Raw genomic sequence first — 23,734 nt, 5'->3', positions numbered from 1 at the left:
GCGGCCAGGCCCCCGGGCCACCACCCCGTGTGCCCGACTGATTTCGCCCGAGCGCGGCGCCTCCGGTACATTCACCGGCGGTGGCGTGTCCGAGAGGCCGAAGGTGCATCACTCGAAATGATGTGTGGGGCAACCCACCGTGGGTTCAAATCCCACCGCCACCGCCAGCTGGACCGAACGCCCCGGAGCACCGCTCCGGGGCGTTCGTCGTTGTCCGGGGCGAGCGCCGGTCGGTGCTCAGCCGACGCGCAGGTAGTACCCACCCGGCCGCGCGACGAAGCTGGTGCGGGTGTCGTCGCAGTCGCCGCCGCTGATGCGGACCACCCCTTCGCGCGCTTGGCGCTCTTGAAGGTCATCTTGAGCCGCAGCGTGTAGGTGGTCTCGTGCTGGTCGAAGTCCACAGCGGTCCGGACGGTGCCCTTCTTGATCCGCACGGGCGCCTGGTCGGCGAGGTCGGCCGAGACCATGGTGTCCGCGCAGCGCGCGCCGGCGACCCGCAGGTCGACCTTGCGCGCCGACGGCACGTTGAAGCCGACCAGGTGCGAGGCCCCGACACATTCCTCCCCCTTGGCGCAGTCGACGTTCTTCCACCACTGCCACGAGCCCGTGGTGGGCTTCGGGGCGGCTTCGGCGACGCCGCCGACGCTCAGCGGGAGCACAGCGCCGAGCGTCGTGCTCAGCAGGACCAGCAGGATGCGCATGTCTCTCCTCGGTTGGGACGTGGTGGACCAGTACAACCAGCGCGGGGGACGGCCACGGTGGGGTCGGGACATCCCGGACACTCCCGAACAGGGGCGGGGCACCCCGGGCAGGATGTGCCCCGTGAACCTCTTCGAGCTCGACGGCAAGCGTCCCTCCGTGCACCCCGAGGCCTGGGTGGCCCCCACCGCGACCCTGATTGGCGACGTGGTCGTCGAGAAGGACGCCAGCATCTGGTACGGCGTCGTGGTGCGCGCCGACGTCTGCTCGATCGTGGTGCGCGAGGGCACCAACGTGCAGGACAACTCGGTGCTGCACGCCGCCCCCGGGGAGCACCTGTCGATCGGCCCGAACGCCACGATCGGGCACGGCTGCGTCGTGCACTGCGCCGAGGTCGGCGAGCAGGCGCTGGTCGGCAACGGCTCGACGCTGCTCGACGGGGCGCACATCGGCGGCGGCACGCTCGTGGCCGCCGGGTCGGTGGTGACCCCCGGCACCCGGATCCCCGCGGGCGTCGTGGCCGCGGGCGTGCCGTGCAAGGTGGTCAAGCCGATCGAGGGCACCAGCTCCCAGCAGTGGGTCGAGCACAACGCCGCCGGCTACCAGCAGCTGGCCAAGCACCACGCGACCAGCGCGAAGCGGGTCGAGACGGCCTAGCCGGGCACCCGGCCGCGGTCTCGCGTCAGGGCAGGGGCGCGGCGCAGACGGCGACCAGCGTGCCCGGCCGGCTGCCGTCGTACGACGCCCAGCCGCGCTCGAAGGTGACCATCCGCAGGGCGCCCTCGGGGGAGCGCAGCACGGCCGAGCCAGGCACCACGCCGTCGTCGAGACCCGTGGTGGAGCAGTCGTAGGCCGCCATGAGACTCGTGAGACGGTCGCTGCGCGGGTCGACGGGGGCGCGCGACGGCGTCGTGCCGCTGACGATCGTGCCGGTGACGACGGCGATGATCGCCACCACGACCCCGAGCTTCACGACCCCCAGCAGGCGTCGCCGGCCCGCGAGCGGGGCGGGGGCGACGGGGCCGGGGGACCTCGGTGCACTCATCGTCTTCACTTTACGAGCACGGTGGTGGGCGTCGCCGGGCTCAGGACCGCTCGACGGCCCGGGTGCCCAGGCAGACCGCGACCAGGGTGCCGGGGAGCATCCCCTCGTGGGCCTGCCAACCGCGCGCGAACCCCACCACGCGCAGCTGCCCGCGCTCGGTGCGCAGCAGCGCCGCGGCCGGCAGCGAGCCGTCGGCGAACCCCGTGGGGCTGCAGCGGTGGTCGCTCATCAGCCGTTCCAGCTGGGCGGCGCCGATCTCGCTGGGCACCGGCGGCGGGGCGGTCTCGGCGCGCACGTGCGCCGCGACCGCGACGCTCAGCACCGCCGCCAGGGCGCCCATCCGCAGGGCCCGCAGCCCACGCAGCACCCCGCGCGGCGCGGTGGGGGCGGCGAGACCGGTGGAGGCCGGGCCGGTGCGGGCGAGGCCGGTGCGGGAGGCGGGCACACCGGTCCAACGAGTCCTGGTGAGCCGGGTCACGGCCGGTCTGGTCCGGGGGTGGGACAGGATGGGCCCATGACCTGGTTCAGCTCGCCGTCCGACGCCGCCGACCGCCTGGGCGCCACCGGCTACCTCACCGACGCGGCCACCGCGACGACGACGTACCTCGCCGGCGCCCTGGAGAAGCCGTTGCTGATCGAGGGCCCGGCCGGGGTCGGCAAGACCGAGCTGGCCAAGGCGGTGGCCCGGGCGACGGGCGCCGACCTGGTGCGGCTGCAGTGCTACGAGGGGCTCGACGAGGCGCGCGCGCTCTACGAGTGGAACTACAAGAAGCAGCTGCTGCGCATCCAGGCCAACCAGGGCAGCGACGCCACGTGGGACGAGACCCACGACGACATCTTCACCGACGAGTTCCTGCTGACCCGCCCGCTGCTGACCGCGATCCGCCGCGAGGAGCCCACGGTGCTGCTCATCGACGAGGTCGACAAGACCGACGTCGAGGTCGAGGGCCTGCTGCTCGAGGTGCTCTCCGACTTCCAGGTCACCATCCCCGAGATGGGCACCGTCACCGCGGTGCGCCGCCCCTTCGTGGTGCTGACCTCCAACGCGACCCGTGAGCTCTCCGAGGCGGTCAAGCGGCGCTGCCTCTACCTGCACCTGGAGTACCCCGACGCCGAGCGCGAGCGCGAGATCGTCGTCTCCCAGGTGCCTGGCCTGGAGGAGGCCGTGGCCACCCAGCTGGTGGCGATGGTGGCCCGGCTGCGCGAGCTGGAGCTCAAGAAGGCGCCCTCGATCGCGGAGTCCGTCGACTGGGCACGCACCCTGATCGCCCTCGAGATCAGCGACCTCGACGACGACGCGGTCAACGCCACCCTGGGCGTGGTGCTCAAGCACGTCTCCGACCAGGAGCGCGCGGTCAAGGAGCTGCGCCTCGACCGCGCCGGGCGCTGAGCCGATGCCCACCCCCGACCCGCAGGACGAGGCCAGGTCCGGCCTGCTCGACCGCCACATCGCCTTCCTCGAGGCGCTGCGCGCGGCCGGCCTGCCCGTCTCGCTGGCCGAGGACCTCGACGCCGTCGCGGTGCTGACGGCGCTGCCGTGGGACGACCGCGCCGTGGTGCGCGAGGGGTACGCCGCCGCGGTGGTCAAGCGGCACGCCCAGCGGCCGACCTTCGACGCGCTCTTCGACCTCTACTTCCCGCCGCTGGTCGGCAACGGCGCCGACCGGCTCGGCGCCGACGAGGCGGGCCCGGAGGACAGCGAGGGCGGCGACGCCGACGCCGCGGCCGGTGGCCCGCAGGACGGCGACGTGCCGGGGGCGCGCGACAACGCCGAGGCGCTGCGCGACTTCCGCGAGCGGCTCGAGGCCGCGATGACCGCGGGGGACGAGCAGCAGCTGGCCCGGCTCGCCGCCGAGGCCGTGGGCCGCTTCGGTGCCATGCCCGGGCGCGGACCGGGCCTGTCGTCCTGGTCGGCCTACACGGCGCTGCAGCGCGTCGCGCCCGGCGAGATCGTCGACCGGCTGGTCCAGGGGCTGCTCGCCGAGGGCCGCGGCGACGAGGAGGCCCGCCGCGCCGCGGCGCAGCGGGTGGGTGGCTTCACCCGCCGGGTCGAGGCCGACGCCCGCCGCCGGATCGGGGAGGAGAAGGGCGCCGAGCACGTGGCCCGCACCGCCCTGCGCCCCTCCATCGACCGACTCGACTTCCTGCAGATGCGGCGCACCGACCTCGAGCAGATGCGCCGCGAGATCTACCCGCTCGCGCGCCGGCTCGCGACCCGGCTGACCCAGGAGCACCACGCCCAGCGGCGCGGCCCGCTGGACTTCCGGCGCACGGTGCGGGCCTCGGTGTCGACCGGTGGCGTGCCCCTGACGACCCACCACAAGCCCAAGCGCCCGCACCGCAGCGAGCTGGTGGTGCTGTGCGACGTCTCCGGCAGCGTCGCGAACTTCGCCCAGTTCACCCTCCTGCTGGTCTTCGCGCTGCGCGAGCAGTTCACCAAGGTGCGCGCCTTCACCTTCATCGACCACGTGCACGAGGTGACCCACCACTTCAAGCCGGGCGCCGACGTGGTCGACGTGATGGCCGACCTCGCGGCCAGCGCCTCGCACGCGGCCCTGTGGGGGCGCACCAACTACGGCCGTGCGATCGAGAAGTTCGCCGAGCAGCACGCCGACGCGATCGGCCCGCGCACCTCCCTGCTGGTGCTGGGCGACGCCCGCTCCAACTACTCCGACCTGGCCCTGACCACCCTCGCCGAGCTCGCCGGGCAGTGCCGGCACGCCTGGTGGCTCAACCCCGAGCACCGCCGGCACTGGGACACCGGCGACTCGGCCGCCAGCAGGTACGCCGACGTGGTGCCGATGGTCGAGTGCCGCAACCTGACCCAGCTCTCCGAGCTGGTCCACGACCTGCTCTGAGCGGGACCCGGTCCGCCCGGCAGCCCGCCCGGCAGCCCGCCCGTCAGCGCGCCAGGTAGCCCAGGGCGCGCAGCCGCTCGAGCTCGGCCACGACCGGGGCGTGGCGGGCCCGGTCGGCTGCCCGCCCACCGGCGACGTAGACCTGGCCCCGCCGCCCGTGCCCGGCCCCGGCGTCGGGATCGCCGGAGGTCACCCGGGCGTCGAAGACGACGGTCAGCCGGTTCTCGGCGCCGGCGTTGACCAGCGAGCCGAGCAGCGCCACCGGGTCGGAGCGGTCCTCGAGGCTCAGCACCCGGGTCGGCGCCGGGATGCGCGGCACCTGGGCGGCCGGCGCCCCCGCCGTGACCACCTGCTCCACGCTGAACGAGGCCGGGACCGCGCCGGTCGCGACGCCCGCGGCGACCTCGGCCGCGGTGGCGCCGCCGTGCGCGCCGCCCACCAGCATCACCCGCGCGTCGGGCACCCCGCGCACCGCCCGCTCGAGCGCGCCGACCACCACGTCGGCGTACGCCGCCCGGTCGCCGCTGACGAGCCGGAGCGGCCCGCGTCGACCGGCGTCGGGGCCCGCCAGGTAGGCGACGAAGCGGCCGCCGCCGACCGCGCGCACCTCGACGCTGCTGCGGGCGTGGACCAACCTGACCAGCAGCTCCTCGAGACCCCGGGGCGCCCCGGCAGCCCCGGCAGCCTCGGCAGCCTCGTCCGGCCCGCCGTCGTCGGTGCTGCGGCCCGTCGCGGCGTCGGTGTCGGTGTCTGCGTCGGCGTCGGCGTCGGCGTCGAGGAGCCCGCCGGCGATGTCGCGCGCCGCCGACCCGACGTCGAGACCGAGGTCCTCGATGCCCAGCGCGCGCAGCCCGGCGGCAGCGGCCAGCGGTGCGTCGTCGCGGGCGAGGGCGCTGACCGAGAGGAGCGAGCGCAGCTGCAGCGAGTCGAGCAGCCCGCCGCCACCGCTGCTGACGTGGTCCATCAGCGCGGGGTGCATCCCGGCGAGCTCGCCCAGGTAGCCCGCGACCTCGTCGCGGTCGGCGGCGTCGGTCTCGATCAGGCCGGCCGAGACGATCGACCCGCCGAGCGCCACCTCGGGCGCCAGGTAGCCGATGGCCCGCCCGGCGATGGCGCCCAGCGTCTCGTAGGCGGCGCTCGCCAGGTCGTCGATCCAGCGGTAGGTCAGCACGGTGGCGCGCACCACGAGGGCGTCGGCGTCGAGCTCGACCGACCGGCCGACCAGCCCGCCGCGGCCCGTGGTGGCGGCGCGGACCTCGTCCTCGGCCTCGCGCCAGGTCGCCGGCGAGAGCGGCTCCGAGTCGGCCAGGTCGGGGTCGTCCAGCACCTCGGGGCCCAGCCCGGAGCGGGAGCGCAGGTCGCCGCCGGCGCGGGAGAACAGGTCGGCCAGGTGCAGCATCTGCTCGTACTTGTCGTCGAGGCCGGCGCGCTCGTCGAGGTCGGGCGGCTCGCTCATGCGCCGACCTCGCCCTGCGCCCGGCCCCGTGTCTCGTCCTGCACCCGGGCCAGGACCGGGGCCAGGTCGGTGGCCAGGCCCGCGGGCTCCACCCGCGCGACCTCCACGCGGTGGCCCGCGTCGTCGCCGCGGGGGCGCAGCGCGTGCCACCCGTCGGCGAGCAGCACCCACGACACCACGCCCGCCACGGTCGTGCGCGGGCCCGAGACGTCGGCGACCAGCGCCCGCAACCGTCCCCGCGACGCCTGCGACAGCGCGGTCAGGGCGGCGGCCGACGTGGCCTCGTCGAGCGCCCGGCCGTCCTCGTCGCGCAGCGCGCCGAGGTGCTGGGCGACGAGCACCGGCAGCAGGTCGGGTCGGCCGGCACGTGCCGCCTCGCCGGCGGTGTCGAGCAGCTCGTAGGGCGCCTCGAGCACGGCCGGCACCCCGCTGGGCGCCGTCGCGACGTCCTCGGGCAGCACCGCCACGCGGGCCAGCTCGAGCGGCCACTGGTCGACGCCCAGCCAGGCCAGCTCGAAGACCAGGCCGTCGGCGGTGGCCAGGTTGGCCACCGCGGCCCCCGCCTGGCGGTGCCAGGCCCGGGCGCGGGCCGTGCCGACGGCCAGGTCGAGGTCGAGGGCCACCTCGGGGGTGGCGAGCAGGCCGACCGCGCCGGCCAGGCCGTCGTCGACCCGGTCGCCGTCCAGCAGTCCTCGGCGCGCCAGGCTGTCGGCGGGGTCGTGCAGCGAGCCCAGCGCGGCGGCGTACGCCGCGTCCTCGGCGCCGCCGCGCAGCCGTCCGAGCCGACCCTCGAGGGTGGGGGCCACGCGCTCGGCGGTCTCGAAGGGCAGCGGTGCCCCGCCCGCGGCCCGCGCGACGTGCCGCAGCTCGGCCAGGCTCAGGGTGACCCGGCGGGGCAGTGCGTGGAGGCTGCCCTCGGCCGCCGGGGGCGCCGGGGGCGGGCTGCTCAGGTCGACGGTCGGCACGGGGTCCTCGCGGGGGTCGGGGGCACGGGTGCGGTCACAGGCCCGGCAGCTCGAGGTCGAGCCAGTCGCGGTGCCCGGTGGGCGGCAGGTCGCACTCGACCAGCCGGCGGTCAGCGGCGTCGGGCTCGCGCACGACGCCGAGCTCGCGGTCGGCCTCGGCGTGCGCGAGCACCGCGTCGACCCGGGCGCGCGCCTCGTCGCGCAGCGAGCGGGCCCGGCGCTCCCGGGCCGCGATCAGCTCGGCGACGCGCTCCACCTCCTGCAGGTGTCGCTGCAGGGCGTCGGCGGCGACGTCGTGGCGACCGGCGCAGGCGCGCAGCTGCCCGGCCCGCTCGCGGACCCGCTCGCGCATCGACTCCGCCGCCCGTCCGCTCCAGGCCACGGTCTCGGCCTGCGAGACCAGCCGGTCGGCGAGCGCACGCACGTCGCCGCCCTGCTCGCGCAGCTGGGCGACGCGCCTGCGCATCACGTCGGTGTCGCCGTGCACGTCGCCTCCCTGCTCTGCTCGCGGCCCGGGATGGTCGCTGGGACCCTTCCCCGGCCCCTGGCGGGCAAACGCCGGACCAGACCGGTCGGCGCCGGCACGCCGGTGCGCTGCGGACAGTGTGCCCACCCCCGCCTGACGTGAGGGCGATCACCCCCGGAGGCGTGACCGCCGGCACACCGCGCTCGTTGGAGGGGTGCCGCGCCCGTTGCGAGAGGACCCCCATGTCGCTGCCCACCCGCCTGCCCGCCCGCCGACCCGCCGGGCCGAGCCCCGCGCGCCGCCTGGCCCGCACCGCGCTCGCGCTGGCGCTGGCCGCCGGACCGGTGGCCGGTCTCGCCGGCAGCGCGCCGGCCGGGGCCGCGGCCACCGTCGTCAGCACCGTCACCAGCACCGTCCCCAGCACCGTCCCCAGCACCGACTCGGGCGCCGTGACGCTCGACGGCGCGCGGGCCGACGCCGGTCGCGGCGCCGCGCAGACCGTGCGGGTCGGGCGCGCGAAGCGGCGGGTGGTCTTCGTGGGCAACAACTGGGCGGGCACCGCCGACCTGCTGCGCCCCGGTTCCTTCAAGCGGATCGCGCGCGTCGACGTCGTCCCCGACCGGGAGGAGCGGATGGGCGAGATCCTCTCGAACCCGGTGCGGCTGGCCTTCTACGCCGCCATCCAGCAGTTCATCGGCGAGGGCCACGACCAGCTGGTCGACGACATGTACTCCTCCAACGACGGACGGCTGCTGGTCGTCTCGCGTCCCTCGTTCGCCGACGTCGTCGCGATCGACCTGCGCACCCGCGAGATCGTGTGGCGCTTCGCCGTCGACGGCTACCGCTCCGACCACATGGCCCTCTCGCCCGACGGGCGCACCGTGGTCGTCTCGGCCTCCACCGGCAACGTCGTGCACGCCCTCGACGTGCGCACCGGCGCGGAGGTGGGCCGCTTCGAGTCCGGCGGCTCCCCGCACGAGAGCGTCTACATCGACGGTGGCCGGCGCATCCTGCACGCCAGCATCGGCATGGTCTACACGCCCTTCGACCAGCCCGCGCTCGACCCGACCAAGGACGAGCGGGTGCTGCAGGTCGTCGACGCGCGCACCTACGAGGTCGTGCGCCGCTACGACCTGCGCGCCGCCCTCGACGCCGCGGGGCTCGAGGACGCCTCGACCGCGGTGCGGCCGCTGACGCTCTCGCCCGACGAGGAGCAGGTCTACTTCCAGCTCTCGTTCATGCACGGCTTCGTGCAGATGGACCGGCGCAGCGGCGAGATCGTGCGGGTCAAGCGGCTGCCCGACCTGGTGCCCGACCTGCCCCGCGAGCTCTACCTGCTCGACTCGGCCCACCACGGCATCGCGATGGACCCGGCCGGTCGCCGGATCTGCGTCGCCGGCACGATGTCCGACTACGTCACCGTCGTCGACGCCCGCTCCTTCCGCCGCACCGACCTGGTCGTGCGCGAGGGCGGCAAGCCCTACTGGGTGACGCCGAGCCACGACGGCAGGCACTGCTACATCTCTTGGAGCGGCACCGACGAGGTCTCCAAGGTCTCCTACCGCACCGGGCAGGTCGTGCGCACCACCAGCGTCGGCGACCATCCCCAGCGGGTGCGCAACGGCGTGGTTCGCAAGAGCCACCTGCGCTGATCCTCACGGCTCGCGGGTGATGCGGTAGACGCCGTGCCGCACCCCGTCGGGCGGCTGGGCGCCCAGGAACCCTGACTCGTGCAGGCTGCGCACCTGCTCCTGCACGCCGGGGTGCGTGCTGGTGTCGGCGGCGGCCGCGCCGGCGGCGTACGCCGCGAAGCCGTGGTGGCCGGCCACGTCGCGGCCGGCGAGCGGCCCGGCCTCGAAGGTCAGCGTCACCTGCTCGGGCGAGTCGGGGTTGGGCGCGCCGTCGAGCAGCGGCACCACGTCGCCCCGCTGCTCGAGCGACAGCACGTGGCTGCCGTCGGGGAAGGGGCCCAGGTGGGCCACGGGGGCGCCGGCGGTGACCACGTGGGTGACCCGGTAGCCGTGCTGCTCGTCGAGCAGCTGGGCCGCCTGCAGCCCGCCCTGGGAGTGGCCGGCCAGCAGCACCGGCTCGTCGGGGCCGATCCCCGCCGCCTGCATGGCCTCGAGCACCCCGGCGCCGTAGGCGGTGGGCTGGTCGCCGACCAGCGCCAGGTTGGCGCCCATGTCGCGCACGTCGTCGTCCTGGGTCCACGGCCAGGTCGTCATGTCGTCGGTGCCGGGCAGGTAGACCACGTGCCGCGCGACCCCGTCGTCGCCGGTGAAGCTCTGCACCTCGATGGTGCCGTTCATGTCGGGCCGCCCGGGAGCCGACAGCTCGCTGAGCTGGGCGAGGTGCTCGACGAGGTCCTCGACGCTGCCGGGCCGCTGGGCCGAGGCCGGCACCGTCACGCCGGGCAGCGCCCGGGTGCGGGGGCGCCCGGGGGCGTAGGCCCTGGCCAGCAGCCGGGCCGCCGCGGCCGTGTCACGGGTGGGTGGCAGCGGGCCCAGCAGCCCGAGCAGGCCCAGGGGCGGCAGCGGTGCCGCCGGGCCCAGGGGGAGCCCGGCGCCCCGCAGCCCGTCGACGAGACCACCGCCCCCGGCGGCGAGCCGCTCGACCAGTCGCGGGTGCTCGGTCACCCACTCCTGCAGGTCGTCGCCCTCGCCGTCGAGGCGCTCCAGCAGGTGGTCGCGGCCGGGCCCGGGCACCTGCGGCCACAGCAGTGCCGCGGTGGTGAGGCCGCCGGCGAGAGCCGGCACCCACAGCGGGGCGCCGGCGGCGAGGGTCTGGCCCAGGGCGCGGCCCAGCGCGTGGTCGATGGCGGCGAGGGAGTGCCCGGCCAGCTCGTCGGCCTCCTGCAGCAGCCGCACGGCCAGGCGCAGCGCCTCGGCGTCGAGCCACCAGCCGGCGGACTCGGTGAGCACCCCGTCGGGGCCGGTCGTCGCCGTCACCACCGCCACCTCGGCCTCGGCGAGGCTGAGCGGGGCGAGCAGCCCCGAGGCCAGGAGGTCGCCGTCGACCAGCACCCTCGCGCCGTCCGCCGCCCACGCCCGCATCCGCTCGGCGGCGGCCTCGAGGGTCACGGCCAGCGCGAGCAGCCGCTCGTACGTCGCCGACACCCCGGTGACGCCGCCGGTCACCGACACCACGACGGCGCCGTCGGACCCGGTCACCTCGCGCTCCCCGAGGAGGCGTCCAGGGCCCGGGCCAGGGCGTCGACGTCGACGCCGAGCCAGCCCGGGTCGCCTGGAGGTGGTGGCACGAAGCGCTCGACGAGGTCGGGCAGACCTCCCGCGAGCTCACCGGCGGCGTCGAGCAGCTCACCGACACGGCGCTGCGCGGCGAGCAGCAGCGCCAGCCGCTCCTCGACGACCGCGGCGTGCCGCTCGAGCGAGTCCGCCGCGTCGTCGTGGCGCGCGGCCGCGCGGCGCAGGGCCGCTGCCTGGTCGCGCACCCGCGCCTGCAGGGCCTCGCCGGCGCGTCCCTGCCAGCCGGCCGCCACCGTCAGCGCGACCAGCCGGTCGGCCTCGGCGCGGATGTCGGTGCCCTGCTCGCGCAGCTCGCGGGCCAGGTGGCGGATGGCGGCGGGGTCGGCGGTCACGGGGCCTCCCGAGGTCGAGGACGGTCCCCCGATGCTGGCCGCGGGAGCCGGACGCTGGCAGTGCTGCCGACCCGCCTGTGGAGGACCGCGCGGGAGAGGTCCCCTGTCGAGGGCGACGGGACCCGGTGCCCGGGTCGGGAGTCGGCCCTCAGCGACCCGAGAAGGCGGGCGCCAGCCGCGCGAGACCGGTCTCCACGTCGCTGCGCGGCCCCGCGAAGGAGAAGCGCAGCGAGCGGTGCCCGTGCACGGTGTCGAAGTCGACGCCCGGCGCGAGCGCCACGCCCGTCGTCGCCAGCAGGTGGTGGGCGAAGGCCATCGAGTCGTCGGTCAGGTGCGAGACGTCGGCGTAGACGTAGAACGCGCCGTCGGCCGGGGCCAGCCCGGTGACGCCGAGCCCGCGCAGGCCCTCGAGCAGCTCGCGGCGGTTGTCGGCGTACCGCGCGACGTGGCCGTCGAGCTCGGCGTACGACGCCTCGGAGAACGCCGCGACCCCGGCCCGCTGGGCCAGCACCGGCGGACAGATCGTGAAGTTGCCGGTCAGCACGTCGACGGCGCGGCGCAGCCGCTGCGGCACCAGCATCCAGCCGATCCGCCACCCGGTCATCGAGAAGTACTTGCTGAAGCTGGAGAAGACGACCGCCTCGCGGCTGGTCTCCCACGCCGAGCGCGCCAGGCGCGGGCCGCCGTCGAGGACGGCGTGCTCGATGCCGTGGTAGATCTCGTCGGAGATCAGCTGCACGCCGTGCTCCTCGCACCAGCGCGCCAGCGCGGCCAGCTCCTCGGGCAGCAGCATCGTGCCGGTCGGGTTGGCCGGACTGGCCACCACCAGCCCGCGCAGTCCGCGGCCGGTGCGGGCGGCGAGGTCGGCGTGCAGCGAGGCGACCTGCTCGACGGTGGGCTGGAAGCGGGTCCCGGGCCCGGTGCCGACCTCGACGACCTCGCAGCCCAGCGCCGCCAGCACGTTGCGGTAGCAGGGATAGCCCGGCCGGGCCATCGCCACCGCGTCGCCGGCCTCGAACGCCGCCAGGAAGGCCAGCAGGAACCCGCCGCTGCTGCCGGTGGTGACCACCACCTCGTCGGGGTCGACGTCGACGCCGTGCGCGCGGGCGTGGTGGCCCGCGATCGCCTCGCGCAGCTCGAGCACCCCGGTCGCGGGGGTGTAGCCGAGCGGGTCGCCCGACCCGAGCAGCCGCACCGCCTCGGCGTTGACCGGCTCGGGCGCGCCGGTGCTGGGCTGCCCGGCCAGCAGGTTGACGACGTCGCCGTGGGTGCGCTGGCGGCGGGTCGAGGCCTCCAGCAGGTCCATCACGTGGAAGGGCGGCACGTTGGCGCGCGAGGCGACCTGCAGGCGCTGGACGGGAGGCGGCTCGGGCTGGCTCACCTCCCCGAGGCTAGGTCAGGCGGCCGGGAGGTTCATCGGGTGCCCGATGGATCTAGCGTCACCCGCACGAAGGTTCAGTCGGGCAGCGCCAGTTTCATCGGGTCCCCGATGAACCATTGCGGGCCAGCTCCGCAGCGGCCAGGCCGGCGCGGCGGCCGAAGAACGAGCCCTCCCCGAGCTGGGTGCCCGAGCAGTAGCCGTTGCCGTCCTGGGCGAGGTTGGAGGCACAGGCGCCGGCGGCGTACAGCCCGGGCACGGGGGAGGCGTCGTCGCGCAGGGCGCGGCCGTCGACGTCGGTGGCGATGCCGCCGAGCGTGAACCCGGCGTAGAGCGCCTTGCCCAGCCGCAGGTCGAAGACCGCCCAGGGTCCGACCGACTGCGGCGCCAGCCACTGCGGCGCCTTGTGGAGGTCGGGGTCCTCGCCGCGCGCGGCGTGCTCGTCGTAGCGGGCCAGGGTCGCGCGCACCGACCCGTCGGGCAGGCCCAGGGACGTCTCGAGCTCCTCGAGGGTCTCGTAGCCGTCGAGGAGCGGCGCGAGCGGGAAGTCGGGGTACTCCACGTGCTCGCTGTCGACCACGAGGTAGGCCTCGGAGCCCGGCTGGGCCATCACGTGCTGGCTGGTGCGGGAGTGGTAGCTGTCCTCGGCCACGAACCGCTCGCCCCGGTTGTTGATGATCACCCCGGTCAGCAGGGTCGCCGGCGGGTAGACCGGCGCGGTGATGAACGGCTCGTCCATGTGCTGCAGCGCCGCGCCGGCCGAGCGGCCCAGGCGGATGCCCAGCCCGTCGTCGTACGTCGAGCCGAGGGTGAAGAGCTTCTCGCCGAGCGCCGGGGTGTGCTCGGCGACCATGTCGGGGTTCATCACGAAGCCGCCGGCCGCCAGCACCACCGCGCCGGCCAGGACCACGCCGGTGCGGTCGAAGCTGCGCCAGCCCACACCGCGCACCACCCCGGCCCCGTCGAGCACCAGCGCGGCGGCGCCGGTCTCGTAGCGCACCTCGACCCCGGCCTCCTCGACCCGCTCGCGCAGCAGGTCCATCACCAGCCGGGTGCCCTCGGTGTCGCCGGCGACCGGCACCTTGTGCCCGCGCGGCGCCGGGCGCGCGAGCTCCCGGAACGGCCACACCTTCTCGTTGCCGGTGTACATCAGGCCCTGGGTGCCGGGCTGGATGACGGCCTTCTCGGGGTAGTAGGAGCGCTCGAACTCGAAGCCCAGCGCCTCGAGCCAGTCGAAGTGCGCCACCGAGCCCTCGCAGTAGGCGCGGATCTTGGTCTCGTCGGGGGCCTTCGACGAGGCGGTCAGGTAGGCGACCATGTCCTCGACCGTGTCGTCGTGGCCGGTCGCGCGCTGCACGGCGGTGCCGGCGCCGAGGTAGAAGTGCCCGCCCGACATCGACGACGTGCCCCCGTGCACGGCCGCGCGCTCCAGCAGCAGCACCCGCGCCCCGGCGCGCGCGGCCTCCAGCGCCGCGCAGCCACCGGCGATGCCGAAGCCGACCACCACGACGTCGTACGCCGGGGCGTCGGGCGGGACGCCGGCGGCCGGGATGGTCGCGGGGATGGTGGTGCCGGGGCTGTCCATGGGCCAAATCTAGAACATGTTCCAGTCTGTGGCGACGGTAGGCTGCGACCTCGCGGCCCACCGTCCAGATCGGATGAGATGACCATCGACGTCCAGGCGCTCAACGAGTTCGTCCTCGTGGGCTCCGCGGTGCTGCTGCTCGCCATCCTGGCGGTGCGGCTCTCCAGCCGGGCCGGCCTGCCCAGCCTGCTGGTCTACCTGCTGATGGGCGTGCTGCTGGGGGAGTCCTTCATCGGCGTGCCCTTCGAGGACGCCATGCTCGCCCAGGTCCTCAGCTTCGCGGCCCTGGCGATCATCCTGGCCGAGGGCGGCCTGACCACCAGCTGGCGCGAGACCCGGCCGGTGCTGCGCCTGGGCCTGTCGCTGGCGACGATCGGCACCGTGGTCTCGATCACCGTGGTGGCCGTGGGTGCCCACTACCTGCTCGGGCTCCCCTGGGAGCTCGCGGTCCTCCTGGGCGCGGTTTGCTCGCCCACCGATGCGGCCGCGGTGTTCTCGGTGCTGCGGGTGGTGCCGCTGCCGCGGCGCGTCAGCAGCGCGCTGGAGGCCGAGTCGGGCTTCAACGACGCACCCACCGTCGTGCTGGTCACGCTCATCTCCGTCGGCACCGTCGGTGACCACCACCCCGGCGTGGTGGCACTGATCGTGCTGGGCCAGCTCGTGCTGGGCATCGCGGTCGGCCTGGTCGCCGGCTTCGGCGGCGCCTGGCTGATGCGTCGCGTCGCGCTGCCCACCGCCGGCCTCTACCCGCTGGCGGTGCTGTCCATCGCGCTGCTGGGCTACGGCTCGGCGGCGGTGCTGCAGGGCAGCGGCTTCGCGGCGGTGTACGTCGCCGGGCTGGTGCTGGGCAACTCCGAGCTGCCGCACCGCGCCGCCACCCGCTCCTTCGCCGAGGGCGTCGCCTGGTTGAGCCAGATCGGGCTGTTCGTGGTGCTCGGGCTGCTGCTCAGCCCGGGGCGGATCACGCTCGACACGGTCGGGCTCGCGCTGGCGGCCGGGCTGCTGCTGACCCTGGTCGCCCGGCCGGTCTCGGTGGCCGTGAGCGCCCTGGTGCAGCCGATGCCGCTGCGCGAGCTGTCCTTCATGAGCTGGGCGGGCCTGCGCGGCGCCGTGCCGATCGTGCTGACCACGATCCCGCTGTCGGAGGGGGTCGAGGGCGCCGAGCGCCTCTTCGACCTGGTCTTCGTGATGGTGGTGGTCTTCACCGTCGTCACCGCCCCCAGCCTGCCGCTGGTGGCGCGGCTGCTGCGCGTCGCCCGGCGCTCCGAGCCGCGCGACCTCGAGCTCGAGGCCGCGCCGCTGGAGCGGATCGCGGCCGACCTGCTGCAGATCACCATCAGCCCCGTCTCGCGCCTGCACGGCGTCGAGGTGGGCGAGCTGCGCCTGCCGCCGGGGGCCTCGGTCTCGCTGGTGATCCGCGAGGGTGCGACGCTGGTGCCGGAGCGCTCGACGTCGCTGCGCCACGGCGACGAGCTGCTGGTGGTCACGCCCCGCAAGGTCCGCGAGCGCACCGAGTCGCGGCTGCGCCAGGTCAGCCGCGGCGGGCGGCTGGCGCAGTGGCTGCACGAGGACGACGAGCGCGAGCGCTGAGCCCGCCGCTCGAGGTCGCCGTTCAGCCGGCGGTCGGGGGCGGCGCGACGCAGACCTCGACCTCGTCCTGGACCTTGATCCGCTTGCGTCCCTTGGTGACCTTGTCGAAGCGGTCGCCGACCACGACCACGACGCCGGGAGCGGTCACCTCGCGGTCCACCACCGGCACCTTCTTGCCCAGCGTCGAGAGCACGAGACGCACCTCGGGAGCGTTGCGGTCGGGCGCCCAGACCTGCACGCGCTCGACCTCGGCGTCGCCGGGGGCGTTGCCGCTGGTGCCCTCGGCGTACCCGCGGGCGGAGAGCTGGGACAGCACCCGGGCGGCGAAGCTGCCGCGGTTGCCGGCGTTGAGCACGCTGACCTCGACCTGGTCGGGGTAGAGCTTGTCGCCGGGGCCCAGCGTGGTGGGGGTGCAGCCCTCGGAGGAGCCGGTCGTCTCCGGCAGCGGCTCGGTGGCCGCCGACCAGCCCCAGACGACGCCCACGACCAGGAGCAGGCCCAGGACGGCCAGGGTCAGGGCGGAGCGGGCCGCGGCCGGGATCTCGGTCATCGGCCCACGGGGTCCACGCGCTCGGAGGTCACACCCGGGAGTGTAACGAGGGACCCGGGTGCGCCTCCGAGCGCGCGGTCGCGGCAGTGGTCGCGGCAGTGGTCGTCGCAGGGGTCGTCGCAGGGGTCGCGGGTCAGACCGACCAGCGCACCGCGTCGTCGACCAGGTCGGCCAGCGCGTTGACGCCGCGCAGGTCGGCGCGCTCGCTCATCAGCCGGGTGAGCCCCTCGGAGTGCCGGTCGCGCAGGGCGTTGGCGCGGGCCCGCTCGCGGGCCGGGTCCGGCGCCGTCTCCAGGGCCGGGTCGCGCCGGCCGTGGATCAACGTGAGCTGGGGCGGCGGCGGCTGGGTGCTGCGGGTCGGGGTGTCGGGGGTGGTGCGGAGCTGCTGGGTCATCAGTTCTCCTCGGGTCGGCCATCGCTGGCGGGTGGGTGGTCCCAGCCTCGCCCCGCCAGGTCGCCGGGGTGTTGACGGCAGGTGACGCGGGGGTTTCGGGTTCGGCCGGAGGCCGTGACCTGCGCCACGTCGGTGTCGTAGGTTGCGACCGTGACCGAAACTGATACGCGTTCTAGTCATGGGCGGGACCTCGGCGCCGAGCTCGACCGGCTGCACGCCCTCGAGGACGTGCGCGCGCTCAAGCACCGCTACCTGCGCTGCCTCGACACCAAGCAGTGGCAGGAGTTCGAGGACTGCTTCGTGCCCGACGCGACCGGCGACTACAACGGCCTGGTCTTCGACGACCGTGCCGCGCTGGTCGACTACATGCGCACCCACATGGGCCCGGGCCTGATCTCGCTGCACCAGGCGCACCACCCGGAGGTCGAGGTGCACGGCGAGCTGGCCACCGGCCGCTGGTACCTGCAGGACAAGGTGATCGTCGCCGAGCACGGCTTCATGCTCGAGGGCGCCGCGATCTACGACGACCGCTACGTGCGCACCCCGCAGGGCTGGCGGATCGCGCACACCGGCTACCGCCGCACCTACGAGGCGACGTACCGGCTCGCCGACCTGCCGGGCCTGCGCGTGCGGGGCCCGGGGGAGCACACGCACGTGTGACCCGAGCGGTGCCGGCGGCGGCCCGACCGCCCGCGCTCAGAGCGTCGGCTCGGTCCAGGCGGTCTGCACGACCTCGGTGCCGCGGTCGCGGGTCAGCAGCCGCCCGCGACCGGGGGCGGTCGGCGTCGGGCGCAGGGTGCCGATGAGCGGGCCCTCGTCGGGTGAGCCCGAGAGCAGCAGGCCCGGCATGGCCAGGTCGCGCAGCGACTGGACCACGGGCTCGTAGAGCGCCCGCGACGCGCCGCCGGAGCGCCGGGCCAGCACCACGTGCAGGCCGACGTCGTGGGCCTGGGCCATCAGCGGTGCCAGCACCTGCACCGGCGAGGACTGCTGGGTGGCGACCAGGTCGTAGTCGTCGACGAGCACGAAGACCTCGGCGCCCTGCCACCACGAGCGGTGGCGCAGCTGGTCGGGGGTGACGTCGGGACCCGGCAGCCGCTGCTGCAGGTAGGCCGCGACGTCGGTGAGCGCCGGGCCCGCCTGGGTCGCGGAGGTGAGGTAGTTGAGCAGGTACTCCTCGGGCACCTCGCCGAGCAGCGAGCGCCGGTAGTCGACGACGATCAGCTGCGCCTGCTGCGGGCTGCGGGTGCGCATCACCTCGTGGGCGTAGGTGCGCAGCAGGGCGCTCTTGCCCGAGCGGCCGTCGCCGAAGACCAGCAGGTGGGGCTCGGTGTCGGGGTCGAGCGCGACCGGGGCGAGCTCCTTCTCGTCGACGCCGAGCAGCAGCGGCCCGCCCGCCTTGGCGGCGTGCTCGGGCTCGGGGTCGACCTGCGCCAGCTCGCGCACCCGCGCGAGGTCGATGCGGTCCGGCAGCAGGCGCAGCTTGGGTCCGCGGGGTCCGGTCCAGGCGCGCCGGACCCGGGCCACCAGGTCCTCGATGCCGTCGCCGAGGGTGGCGCCGTCGTGGTCCGCGTCGACGCGCGGGAGCGCGCCGAGGAAGTGCAGCTTCGACTGCACCAGGCCGCGTCCGGGCCGCCCGGTCGGCACGAGCGCCGCCAGCTTGCGGTCGACCTCGGAGTCGATGTGGTCGCCCAGGCGCAGCTCGAGCCGGGTGCCGAAGACGTCGCGCATCGCTGCGCGGAAGTCCGACCAGCGGGCCGCGCCCGCGACCACGTGCAGCCCGAAGGTCAGGCCCCGCCCGGCGAGCTGCTGCAGCGCGAGCTCGAGGTCGTCGAAGTCGGCGCGCAGCGTGCTCCAGCCGTCGACGACCAGGAACACGTCTCCGTAGCCGTCGTCGACCCGGCCGGCCGCCCGGCGCGCGCGGTAGGTCTCGATGGAGTCGATGCCCTGGGCGCGGAAGTAGGCCTCGCGGCGGTCGACGATGCCGTGCACCTCCGCGACGATGCGGCGTACGACGTCGGGCTCGGAGCGGGTGCCCACCCCGGCCACGTGCGGGAGGTCGACCAGCGGTGCGAAGGTGCCGCCGCCGAAGTCGAGCACGAAGACCTGCGACTCGAGCGGCGTGGTGATGAGCGAGGTGCTGGCCACGATGGTGCGCAGCAGGGTGCTCTTGCCGCTGCGCGGGCCGCCCACCACCGCGACGTGGCCGGCGGCGCCCGCCAGGTCGACCGTGAGCGTGTCGCGGCGCTGCTCGCGCGGCCGGTCGACGGTGCCGAGGGGGATGGCGAGACCGCCGAGCCGGCGCCAGGCCGGGGAGACCAGGCCCAGGGCGGGGTCCTCGACCAGGTCGGGCAGCAGGTCGTCGAGGGTGTCGGGCACGTCGAGCGGCGGCAGCCACACCTGGTGGGCGGCGGGTCCGTGGCCCTGCATCCTGGCCACGGCGACGTCGAGCAGCGAGAGCTGGGTGCCGTCCTGGGTGTCGTCCTGGCCGCTGGCCCGGGTGGTCGGGGGCTCGGGCGGCGCGACCTCCCCGAGCGGCTCCGGCAGCTCGAGCTGCTGGACCTCCGAGATGGTGAAGGGCAGGATGCCCGCCACGTGCCCGCCCTCGTCGCGGCGCACCCGGACGCGGCCGGTCGGCGGCCCCGACACGTAGGCGGCCTTGAAGCGCAGCATGCTGGTCGGGTCGGGCTTGAGGTAGCCCAGGCCCGGCACGGCCGGCAGCTCGTAGGCGTCGGCCACGCCCAGCACCGCACGAGACTCCTGGGCGCTGAAGGTGCGCAGCCCGATCCGGTAGGAGAGGTGCGACTCCAGGCCGCGCAGGCGACCCTCCTCGAGCCGCTGCGAGGCCAGCAGCAGGTGCAGGCCCAGCGAGCGGCCCAGCCGGCCGATGGCCACGAAGAGGTCGATGAACTCCGGCTTGGCCGAGAGCATCTCGGAGAACTCGTCGACCACGATGAACAACGACGGCAGCGGGGCCAGGTCCTCCCCGGCGGCGCGGGCCTTCTCGTAGTCGCGCACCGAGGCGAAGTTGCCGGCCTCGCGCAGCAGCTCCTGCCGGCGCACCATCTCCCCCGAGAGCGCGTCCTGCATGCGGTCGACGAGGGTCAGCTCCTGCGACAGGTTCGTGATCACGGCCGAGACGTGGGGCATCTGCGCCATCCCGGCGAAGGTCGCGCCGCCCTTGAAGTCGACGAGCACCAGGTTGAGCTGCTCGGGGGAGTGGGTGAGGGTGAGGCCGAGCACCAGGGTGCGCAGGAACTCCGACTTGCCCGAGCCGGTGGCGCCGATGGCCAGGCCGTGCGGGCCCATGCCCTGCTGCGCCGACTCCTTGATGTCGAGGTGGACCAGTGCGCCGGACTCGCCCAGGCCGATCGGCACCCGCAGCCGGTCGCGGGCAGGCCGCGGCCGCCAGGCCGCCGCCGGGTCCAGGGTGTGCACGTCGCCGAGCGCCAGCAGCTCCATGAAGTCGGTGGGCCCGGCGATCTCGCCCGTGCCGGCGCCGGCCTCCGCGGCGGAGGTCGAGCCTCCCGACCCCGTGCTGTGCAGCGGGGTGAGGCGGCGGGCGAGCGCCTCCGCGGTGGCCAGGTCGCACTGGTCGGCGCTCGCGCGCACCGGCGCCTCGCGCACCCGCAGCGCCAGCAGCGGCAGCCGGCCGGCGGCGTCGGGCGCCGCGGCCACCTCGAGGCGCAGCCGGGTGGCGTCCTCCAGCTCGTCCCACCGGGTGGGCAGGTCGAGGACCGTCACCCCGTGCAGCCCGTCGGGCGGTACGACGTGGTTGCCGGGCGGCAGCGCGACGCCGTCGGTGACCAGCAGGATGTGCGGGGTGGCCGGCCGCTCGTCGGCCCCGAAGCGGGGCCGGTCGCCGAGGTCGGGGGGCAGCAGGTCGGCGAGGTCGTCGAGCGAGGTGGTGACCATGCGCTGCGCCCCGACGGCGTCGGAGCGCTGCGCCGACAACCCGTGCGGGAGCCACTTGACCCAGTCCCAGTGGGCGAGGTTCTGCTCGGAGGCCAGCACCGCCACCACCAGGTGCTCGGGGGACTGGAAGGTCACCGCCGAGCAGACCAGCGCCCGCGCCAGCGAGCGCGCCGGCTCGTCGGGTCCGCAGACCTCGATCCGGTCGAAGGCGCGCAGGTCGACGGAGGCCGGGAGGTCGGGCTGGTTGCGGTGCACCACCAGCAGCCGGTGCAGGGCGGAGGCCGCCACCGGGTCGACCTGGTCGATGGGGGCGCTGTCGGGCGGCACCAGCGCGAGGGCCAGCTCCTGGCTGCAGCGCCCGTAGCGCACGTGCAGGAACTCCGGGTCGCCCGCACCGTGCTCCCAGACGCGGGTGCGGTCCTCGGCCAGCGCGGGCAGCGCGGCGGGGTCGGGGTGGCGCCAGGTGAGCGCCCGGCGCTGCTGGTCGGCGGCGTCACGGGCCACCTGGCGCACGCTGCCCAGGTAGCGCAGGTACTCGGTGCGCGAGCCGGTGACGCTCTGCGCCCGCTGCTTCCGCTGCCGGTCGATCTGCACCACGATGAAGCCGAGGGTGGCGAAGAGGAACATGCCCGCGGCGATGAAGCTGCGCCCGCCGTTGCCCGACGACTGGCCCATGGTGGCGACCAGCACGATGGAGCCGAGGCTGCCCAGCATCGGGATGGCGTTCATCAGCACGCCGGCCGCGCCCTCGGAGCGGTCGAGCTCGGGCGGGGCCTGGAGCTGGATCTCGCCGGAGGGCATCTCCGGCTCCTCGAGGCGCGGGCCCCGCAAGGTGGTGGTCACTGCTCTCCTCGCTGCTCCGGGCACGCGCTGGGGTGGCCACGTCGCCCGCGCCAAGCACTACCCTGCCTCACCACGGGCCAAACCGTCCTGCACGACGCCCGACCGGGAGCGGAGGTGGTCATGTCGATCGGCGAGGACGCCTCCCAGCGCGTGGCGCTGACGGTGCACGGGCCGGCCGGCGCGGTCGACCTGGTCGTCCCTCTGGTGGCCGGGGTCGCCGACGTCGCGCGCGAGTACGCCGCGCAGGCCGGCCTGCACCGCGTCCCCGCCCTGGGCACCGTCGACGGCCGGCTCCTCGACCCCGACGCGCCGCTGGCGGGCACGGGGCTGCGCAGCGGGGCGCTGCTGGTGGCGCTCGACCCACCGGCGGCGCCCGTGCGCGCGCCGGGCGAGGACCCCGGCGCGACCGCCGACGTCTCCGACCCGACCGTGCCTCTCGGGGCCGGCGCCTGGGTGGGGGTGGCCGCGGGGCTGGCCGGCCTCGCCGGGTGGTGCGCCGCGCGCGTCGACGGCAGCCTGCACCTGGCCAGCGTCGGGGTGCTCGTGCTCGCCGCGCTCGTGGCGGTGCTGCCGGTCGGGCGGTTCGCGGCGTACCGCCTGCCGGTGGCGCCGGCCGCCGCAGCCGCGGCCGCCTTCGCCGTCGTGTGGCAGCCCGAGGTGGTGCTGCGACCCACCGTCGTGGGCGTGAGCGCGCTGGTCGCCGCCCTGGCCGCCGCCGTGGGCCGTGCCCTGTCACGCGCGCAGGAGGAGGCGCTGCGGGTGTGGGTGGTCACCGGCGCGGGGGTCTTCGTGGTCACCGTCGCCGGTGCCCTCGTCGGCGCCCCGACCCCGCTGGTCTGGGGCCTGCTGCTGCTCCTCGCCGTGCTCGCACCACGCTTCGTGCCGGGGCTGGCCGTCGACGTGCCCGACCAGCTCCTGCTCGACCTCGAGCGGTTGGCGGTCACCGCCTGGTCGGCCCGCGAGCGTCCTGCCGGGCGGCGAGGGCGCACCCTGGTCGCGCCCGAGGCCGTGGCGGCCGTGGCCGCCTCCGGCGCCCGGACGGTGACGGCGGCCTGTGCCGGCGTGCTGGTCGTGGCCGCGGTCGCCGCGACCGGTCTCCTCGGCTCCGTCGAGGCCGAGGTCGACGTCGTGGGCGCCCGGCTGATGGTGCTCTTCGCCGGGGCCGCCGTGCTGCTGGCCGCGCGCAGCTACCGGCACCGCGCCGCCCGGGCGCTGCTGCGGCTCGCCGGGCTGACCTGCTGGGCCGCGTTGGGCTGGTCCGTCGCACCGGCCCTCCAGGGCTCCCTGGGGATGGCGCTGGCCCTGGCCGCGGTGGTGCTCGCCGGGCTGGTCGTGGTCGTGGCCGTGGCGACCGGCCGCGGCTGGCGCTCGCCGTGGTGGGCGCGCCGGGCGGAGGTGGCCGAGGGGCTGTCCACGGCGCTCGCCCTGGCCGCCCTGGTCGTGGCGTCCGGTTTCTTCCGCGGCCTGTGGGAAACCATCCCCGACGTTTAGAGGGTAAAGACGGGGGTAGAGGACTGCCCGACAGCTCCATGCCGGGTCCGCGAGGAAGACACGTATCGGCCCGCAGGCTGAGCGAACATCCAGCGCACCCAACGCAGACTCCCGCAGCGGCGACGCCGCGCGGGGTGAGGAGCAGGACATGAGCAACGAGTACGGACAGGGCGAGAAGACCCTCAGCCGCGCGGCCGGCATGGTCGCGCAGGCGCGCGGCGAGTTCGACGCCATCAGCAAGAACCTGATGGGCAACGTCGAGTCGATGCGCGCGCAGTGGGGCGGGCAGGGGTCGGTGGCCTTCCAGACGCTGGCGATGGCCTGGGGCGAGAAGCAGCAGAAGATCGTCAGCGCCCTCAACGAGTTCGAGTCGAACCTGGTCACCACCGAGAAGGACAACATGGCCACCGACGACTCCCAGTCCTCGGCCATGACGTCGCTGCAGAACAGCCTGGGCCAGCTGCCCAACGGCTGAGCCACCCCTCGACCCACCTTCCACGGACCAGGAGAACAACCGATGATGAACGACGGCATCCGCGTCAACCACGCCGGCCTCGACACCGGCGCGAGCGACCTCGCCACCGGGGTCAAGCAGATCGAGGACCGCATGAACCGCCTCGAGGACGACCTCAAGGAGCTCAAGGGCGCCTGGGTCGGCAACGCCAAGGACTCCTACACGGTCGCCAAGGCCAAGTGGGACCAGGCGATCCTCGAGATGAAGGACCTGCTGCAGAAGACGAGCCTGGCGGTCTCGCAGGCCAACCAGGACTACCGCTCGGCCGACCAGCGCGGCGCATCTCTGTTCAACGGCTGATCCAGCGCCGAGCACGATCCCACGACCAGGGGGCCGTGGCGCAGTAGCATCACCGTCCGGTCGACACCCCCGGTGAGGGAGACGAGA

The 23,734-nt window shown here is 75.3% G+C and carries 21 protein-coding genes and 1 tRNA gene; 10 read left to right on the top strand and 12 right to left on the bottom strand.

Annotated elements, in window-relative coordinates; genetic code table 11:
- Positions 1-79 precede the first annotated feature (79 nt).
- Both ABKW28_RS10545 and ABKW28_RS10540 read left to right on the top strand, forming a co-directional pair.
- A tRNA-Ser gene (locus tag ABKW28_RS10545) sits at positions 80-167 on the top strand.
- 655 nt (positions 168-822) lie between these two features.
- Entirely contained in the window at positions 823-1,356 is a 534-nt protein-coding gene (locus ABKW28_RS10540) for a gamma carbonic anhydrase family protein (RefSeq protein WP_193669721.1), read from the top strand.
- A gap of 25 nt (positions 1,357-1,381) precedes the next feature.
- Here the strand turns inward: ABKW28_RS10540 and ABKW28_RS10535 are convergent, their stop codons facing one another.
- Both ABKW28_RS10535 and ABKW28_RS10530 read right to left on the bottom strand, forming a co-directional pair.
- Positions 1,382-1,744 carry a hypothetical protein gene (locus ABKW28_RS10535; protein WP_348609117.1) on the bottom strand — a complete coding sequence of 121 codons (363 nt, stop codon included), beginning with the start codon at positions 1,742-1,744 and terminating at the stop codon, positions 1,382-1,384.
- A gap of 40 nt (positions 1,745-1,784) precedes the next feature.
- A complete protein-coding gene (locus tag ABKW28_RS10530) occupies positions 1,785-2,222 on the bottom strand; it encodes a hypothetical protein (RefSeq protein WP_348609114.1) in 438 nt (145 codons plus the stop codon).
- Positions 2,223-2,258: 36 nt separating this feature from the next.
- On the opposite strand from ABKW28_RS10530, the gene ABKW28_RS10525 reads away from it, so the two are divergent.
- Together ABKW28_RS10525 and ABKW28_RS10520 are read left to right on the top strand one after the other, a co-directional pair.
- Positions 2,259-3,134 (top strand): MoxR family ATPase, encoded by an 876-nt coding sequence (locus ABKW28_RS10525; protein ID WP_348609111.1) that lies wholly within the window; start codon positions 2,259-2,261, stop codon positions 3,132-3,134.
- 4 nt (positions 3,135-3,138) lie between these two features.
- Positions 3,139-4,602, top strand: a complete 1,464-nt coding sequence (locus tag ABKW28_RS10520; RefSeq protein ID WP_348609108.1) for a VWA domain-containing protein — start codon at positions 3,139-3,141, stop codon at positions 4,600-4,602.
- A 43-nt stretch (positions 4,603-4,645) separates the two neighbouring features.
- On the opposite strand, the gene ABKW28_RS10515 is transcribed toward ABKW28_RS10520, so the two are convergent.
- The 3 genes from ABKW28_RS10515 to ABKW28_RS10505 are packed head-to-tail and all read right to left on the bottom strand — an operon-like array spanning position 4,646 to position 7,510.
- Positions 4,646-6,058: a hypothetical protein gene (locus tag ABKW28_RS10515; protein WP_348609106.1), complete on the bottom strand. Its 1,413-nt coding sequence runs from the start codon at positions 6,056-6,058 to the stop codon at positions 4,646-4,648.
- Positions 6,055-7,023, bottom strand: a complete 969-nt coding sequence (locus ABKW28_RS10510; protein ID WP_348609103.1) for an ESX secretion-associated protein EspG — start codon at positions 7,021-7,023, stop codon at positions 6,055-6,057. Before ABKW28_RS10510 ends, ABKW28_RS10515 begins: the two co-directional genes overlap by 4 nt.
- A gap of 34 nt (positions 7,024-7,057) precedes the next feature.
- Positions 7,058-7,510: a hypothetical protein gene (locus tag ABKW28_RS10505; RefSeq protein ID WP_348609101.1), complete on the bottom strand. Its 453-nt coding sequence runs from the start codon at positions 7,508-7,510 to the stop codon at positions 7,058-7,060.
- Between the two features lie 221 nt (positions 7,511-7,731).
- Here ABKW28_RS10505 and ABKW28_RS10500 point away from each other — a divergent pair, with 221 nt between their 5' ends.
- Positions 7,732-9,141 carry a PQQ-binding-like beta-propeller repeat protein gene (locus ABKW28_RS10500; RefSeq protein WP_348609098.1) on the top strand — a complete coding sequence of 470 codons (1,410 nt, stop codon included), beginning with the start codon at positions 7,732-7,734 and terminating at the stop codon, positions 9,139-9,141.
- 3 nt (positions 9,142-9,144) lie between these two features.
- Here ABKW28_RS10500 and ABKW28_RS10495 read toward each other — a convergent pair whose 3' ends face one another.
- The 4 genes from ABKW28_RS10495 to ABKW28_RS10480 form a co-directional block, all read right to left on the bottom strand.
- Entirely contained in the window at positions 9,145-10,659 is a 1,515-nt protein-coding gene (locus ABKW28_RS10495; RefSeq protein WP_348609096.1) for a hypothetical protein, read from the bottom strand.
- Positions 10,656-11,087, bottom strand: coding sequence for a hypothetical protein (locus ABKW28_RS10490; protein WP_348609093.1), 432 nt, complete (start codon positions 11,085-11,087; stop codon positions 10,656-10,658). Before ABKW28_RS10490 ends, ABKW28_RS10495 begins: the two co-directional genes overlap by 4 nt.
- A gap of 148 nt (positions 11,088-11,235) precedes the next feature.
- The gene (locus ABKW28_RS10485; protein ID WP_348609090.1) at positions 11,236-12,468 is read right to left on the bottom strand and encodes a pyridoxal phosphate-dependent aminotransferase; all 1,233 of its coding nucleotides are present in this window, start codon (positions 12,466-12,468) and stop codon (positions 11,236-11,238) included.
- 94 nt (positions 12,469-12,562) lie between these two features.
- Entirely contained in the window at positions 12,563-14,050 is a 1,488-nt protein-coding gene (locus ABKW28_RS10480) for an FAD-binding protein (protein WP_348609087.1), read from the bottom strand.
- Between the two features lie 78 nt (positions 14,051-14,128).
- Between ABKW28_RS10480 and ABKW28_RS10475 the strand changes: the two genes are divergently transcribed.
- A complete protein-coding gene (locus ABKW28_RS10475) occupies positions 14,129-15,640 on the top strand; it encodes a potassium/proton antiporter (RefSeq protein WP_193669709.1) in 1,512 nt (503 codons plus the stop codon).
- A 22-nt stretch (positions 15,641-15,662) separates the two neighbouring features.
- Here the strand turns inward: ABKW28_RS10475 and ABKW28_RS10470 are convergent, their stop codons facing one another.
- Together ABKW28_RS10470 and ABKW28_RS10465 are read right to left on the bottom strand one after the other, a co-directional pair.
- On the bottom strand, positions 15,663-16,190 hold the full coding sequence (locus ABKW28_RS10470) for a LytR C-terminal domain-containing protein (RefSeq protein WP_193669708.1): 528 nt from the start codon (positions 16,188-16,190) through the stop codon (positions 15,663-15,665).
- A gap of 133 nt (positions 16,191-16,323) precedes the next feature.
- Positions 16,324-16,584, bottom strand: coding sequence for a hypothetical protein (locus ABKW28_RS10465; protein ID WP_193669804.1), 261 nt, complete (start codon positions 16,582-16,584; stop codon positions 16,324-16,326).
- Between the two features lie 150 nt (positions 16,585-16,734).
- On the opposite strand from ABKW28_RS10465, the gene ABKW28_RS10460 reads away from it, so the two are divergent.
- A complete protein-coding gene (locus tag ABKW28_RS10460) occupies positions 16,735-17,244 on the top strand; it encodes a nuclear transport factor 2 family protein (protein WP_348609085.1) in 510 nt (169 codons plus the stop codon).
- Between the two features lie 36 nt (positions 17,245-17,280).
- On the opposite strand, the gene eccCa is transcribed toward ABKW28_RS10460, so the two are convergent.
- The gene (eccCa, locus tag ABKW28_RS10455; RefSeq protein ID WP_348609082.1) at positions 17,281-21,342 is read right to left on the bottom strand and encodes a type VII secretion protein EccCa; all 4,062 of its coding nucleotides are present in this window, start codon (positions 21,340-21,342) and stop codon (positions 17,281-17,283) included.
- Between the two features lie 120 nt (positions 21,343-21,462).
- Here eccCa and ABKW28_RS10450 point away from each other — a divergent pair, with 120 nt between their 5' ends.
- From ABKW28_RS10450 to ABKW28_RS10440, 3 genes are all read left to right on the top strand, one after another.
- Positions 21,463-22,833, top strand: a complete 1,371-nt coding sequence (locus ABKW28_RS10450) for a hypothetical protein (RefSeq protein WP_193669707.1) — start codon at positions 21,463-21,465, stop codon at positions 22,831-22,833.
- A 148-nt stretch (positions 22,834-22,981) separates the two neighbouring features.
- Entirely contained in the window at positions 22,982-23,308 is a 327-nt protein-coding gene (locus ABKW28_RS10445) for a WXG100 family type VII secretion target (protein ID WP_193669706.1), read from the top strand.
- Between the two features lie 42 nt (positions 23,309-23,350).
- Positions 23,351-23,647 carry a WXG100 family type VII secretion target gene (locus ABKW28_RS10440; RefSeq protein ID WP_193669705.1) on the top strand — a complete coding sequence of 99 codons (297 nt, stop codon included), beginning with the start codon at positions 23,351-23,353 and terminating at the stop codon, positions 23,645-23,647.
- The last annotated feature ends 87 nt before the right edge of the window (positions 23,648-23,734 follow it).

Source organism: Nocardioides sp. 31GB23, assembly GCF_040012395.1.
Taxonomy (GTDB): Bacteria; Actinomycetota; Actinomycetes; order Propionibacteriales; family Nocardioidaceae; genus Nocardioides; species Nocardioides salarius.
This window is presented reverse-complemented; position numbering and strand designations above follow the sequence as displayed.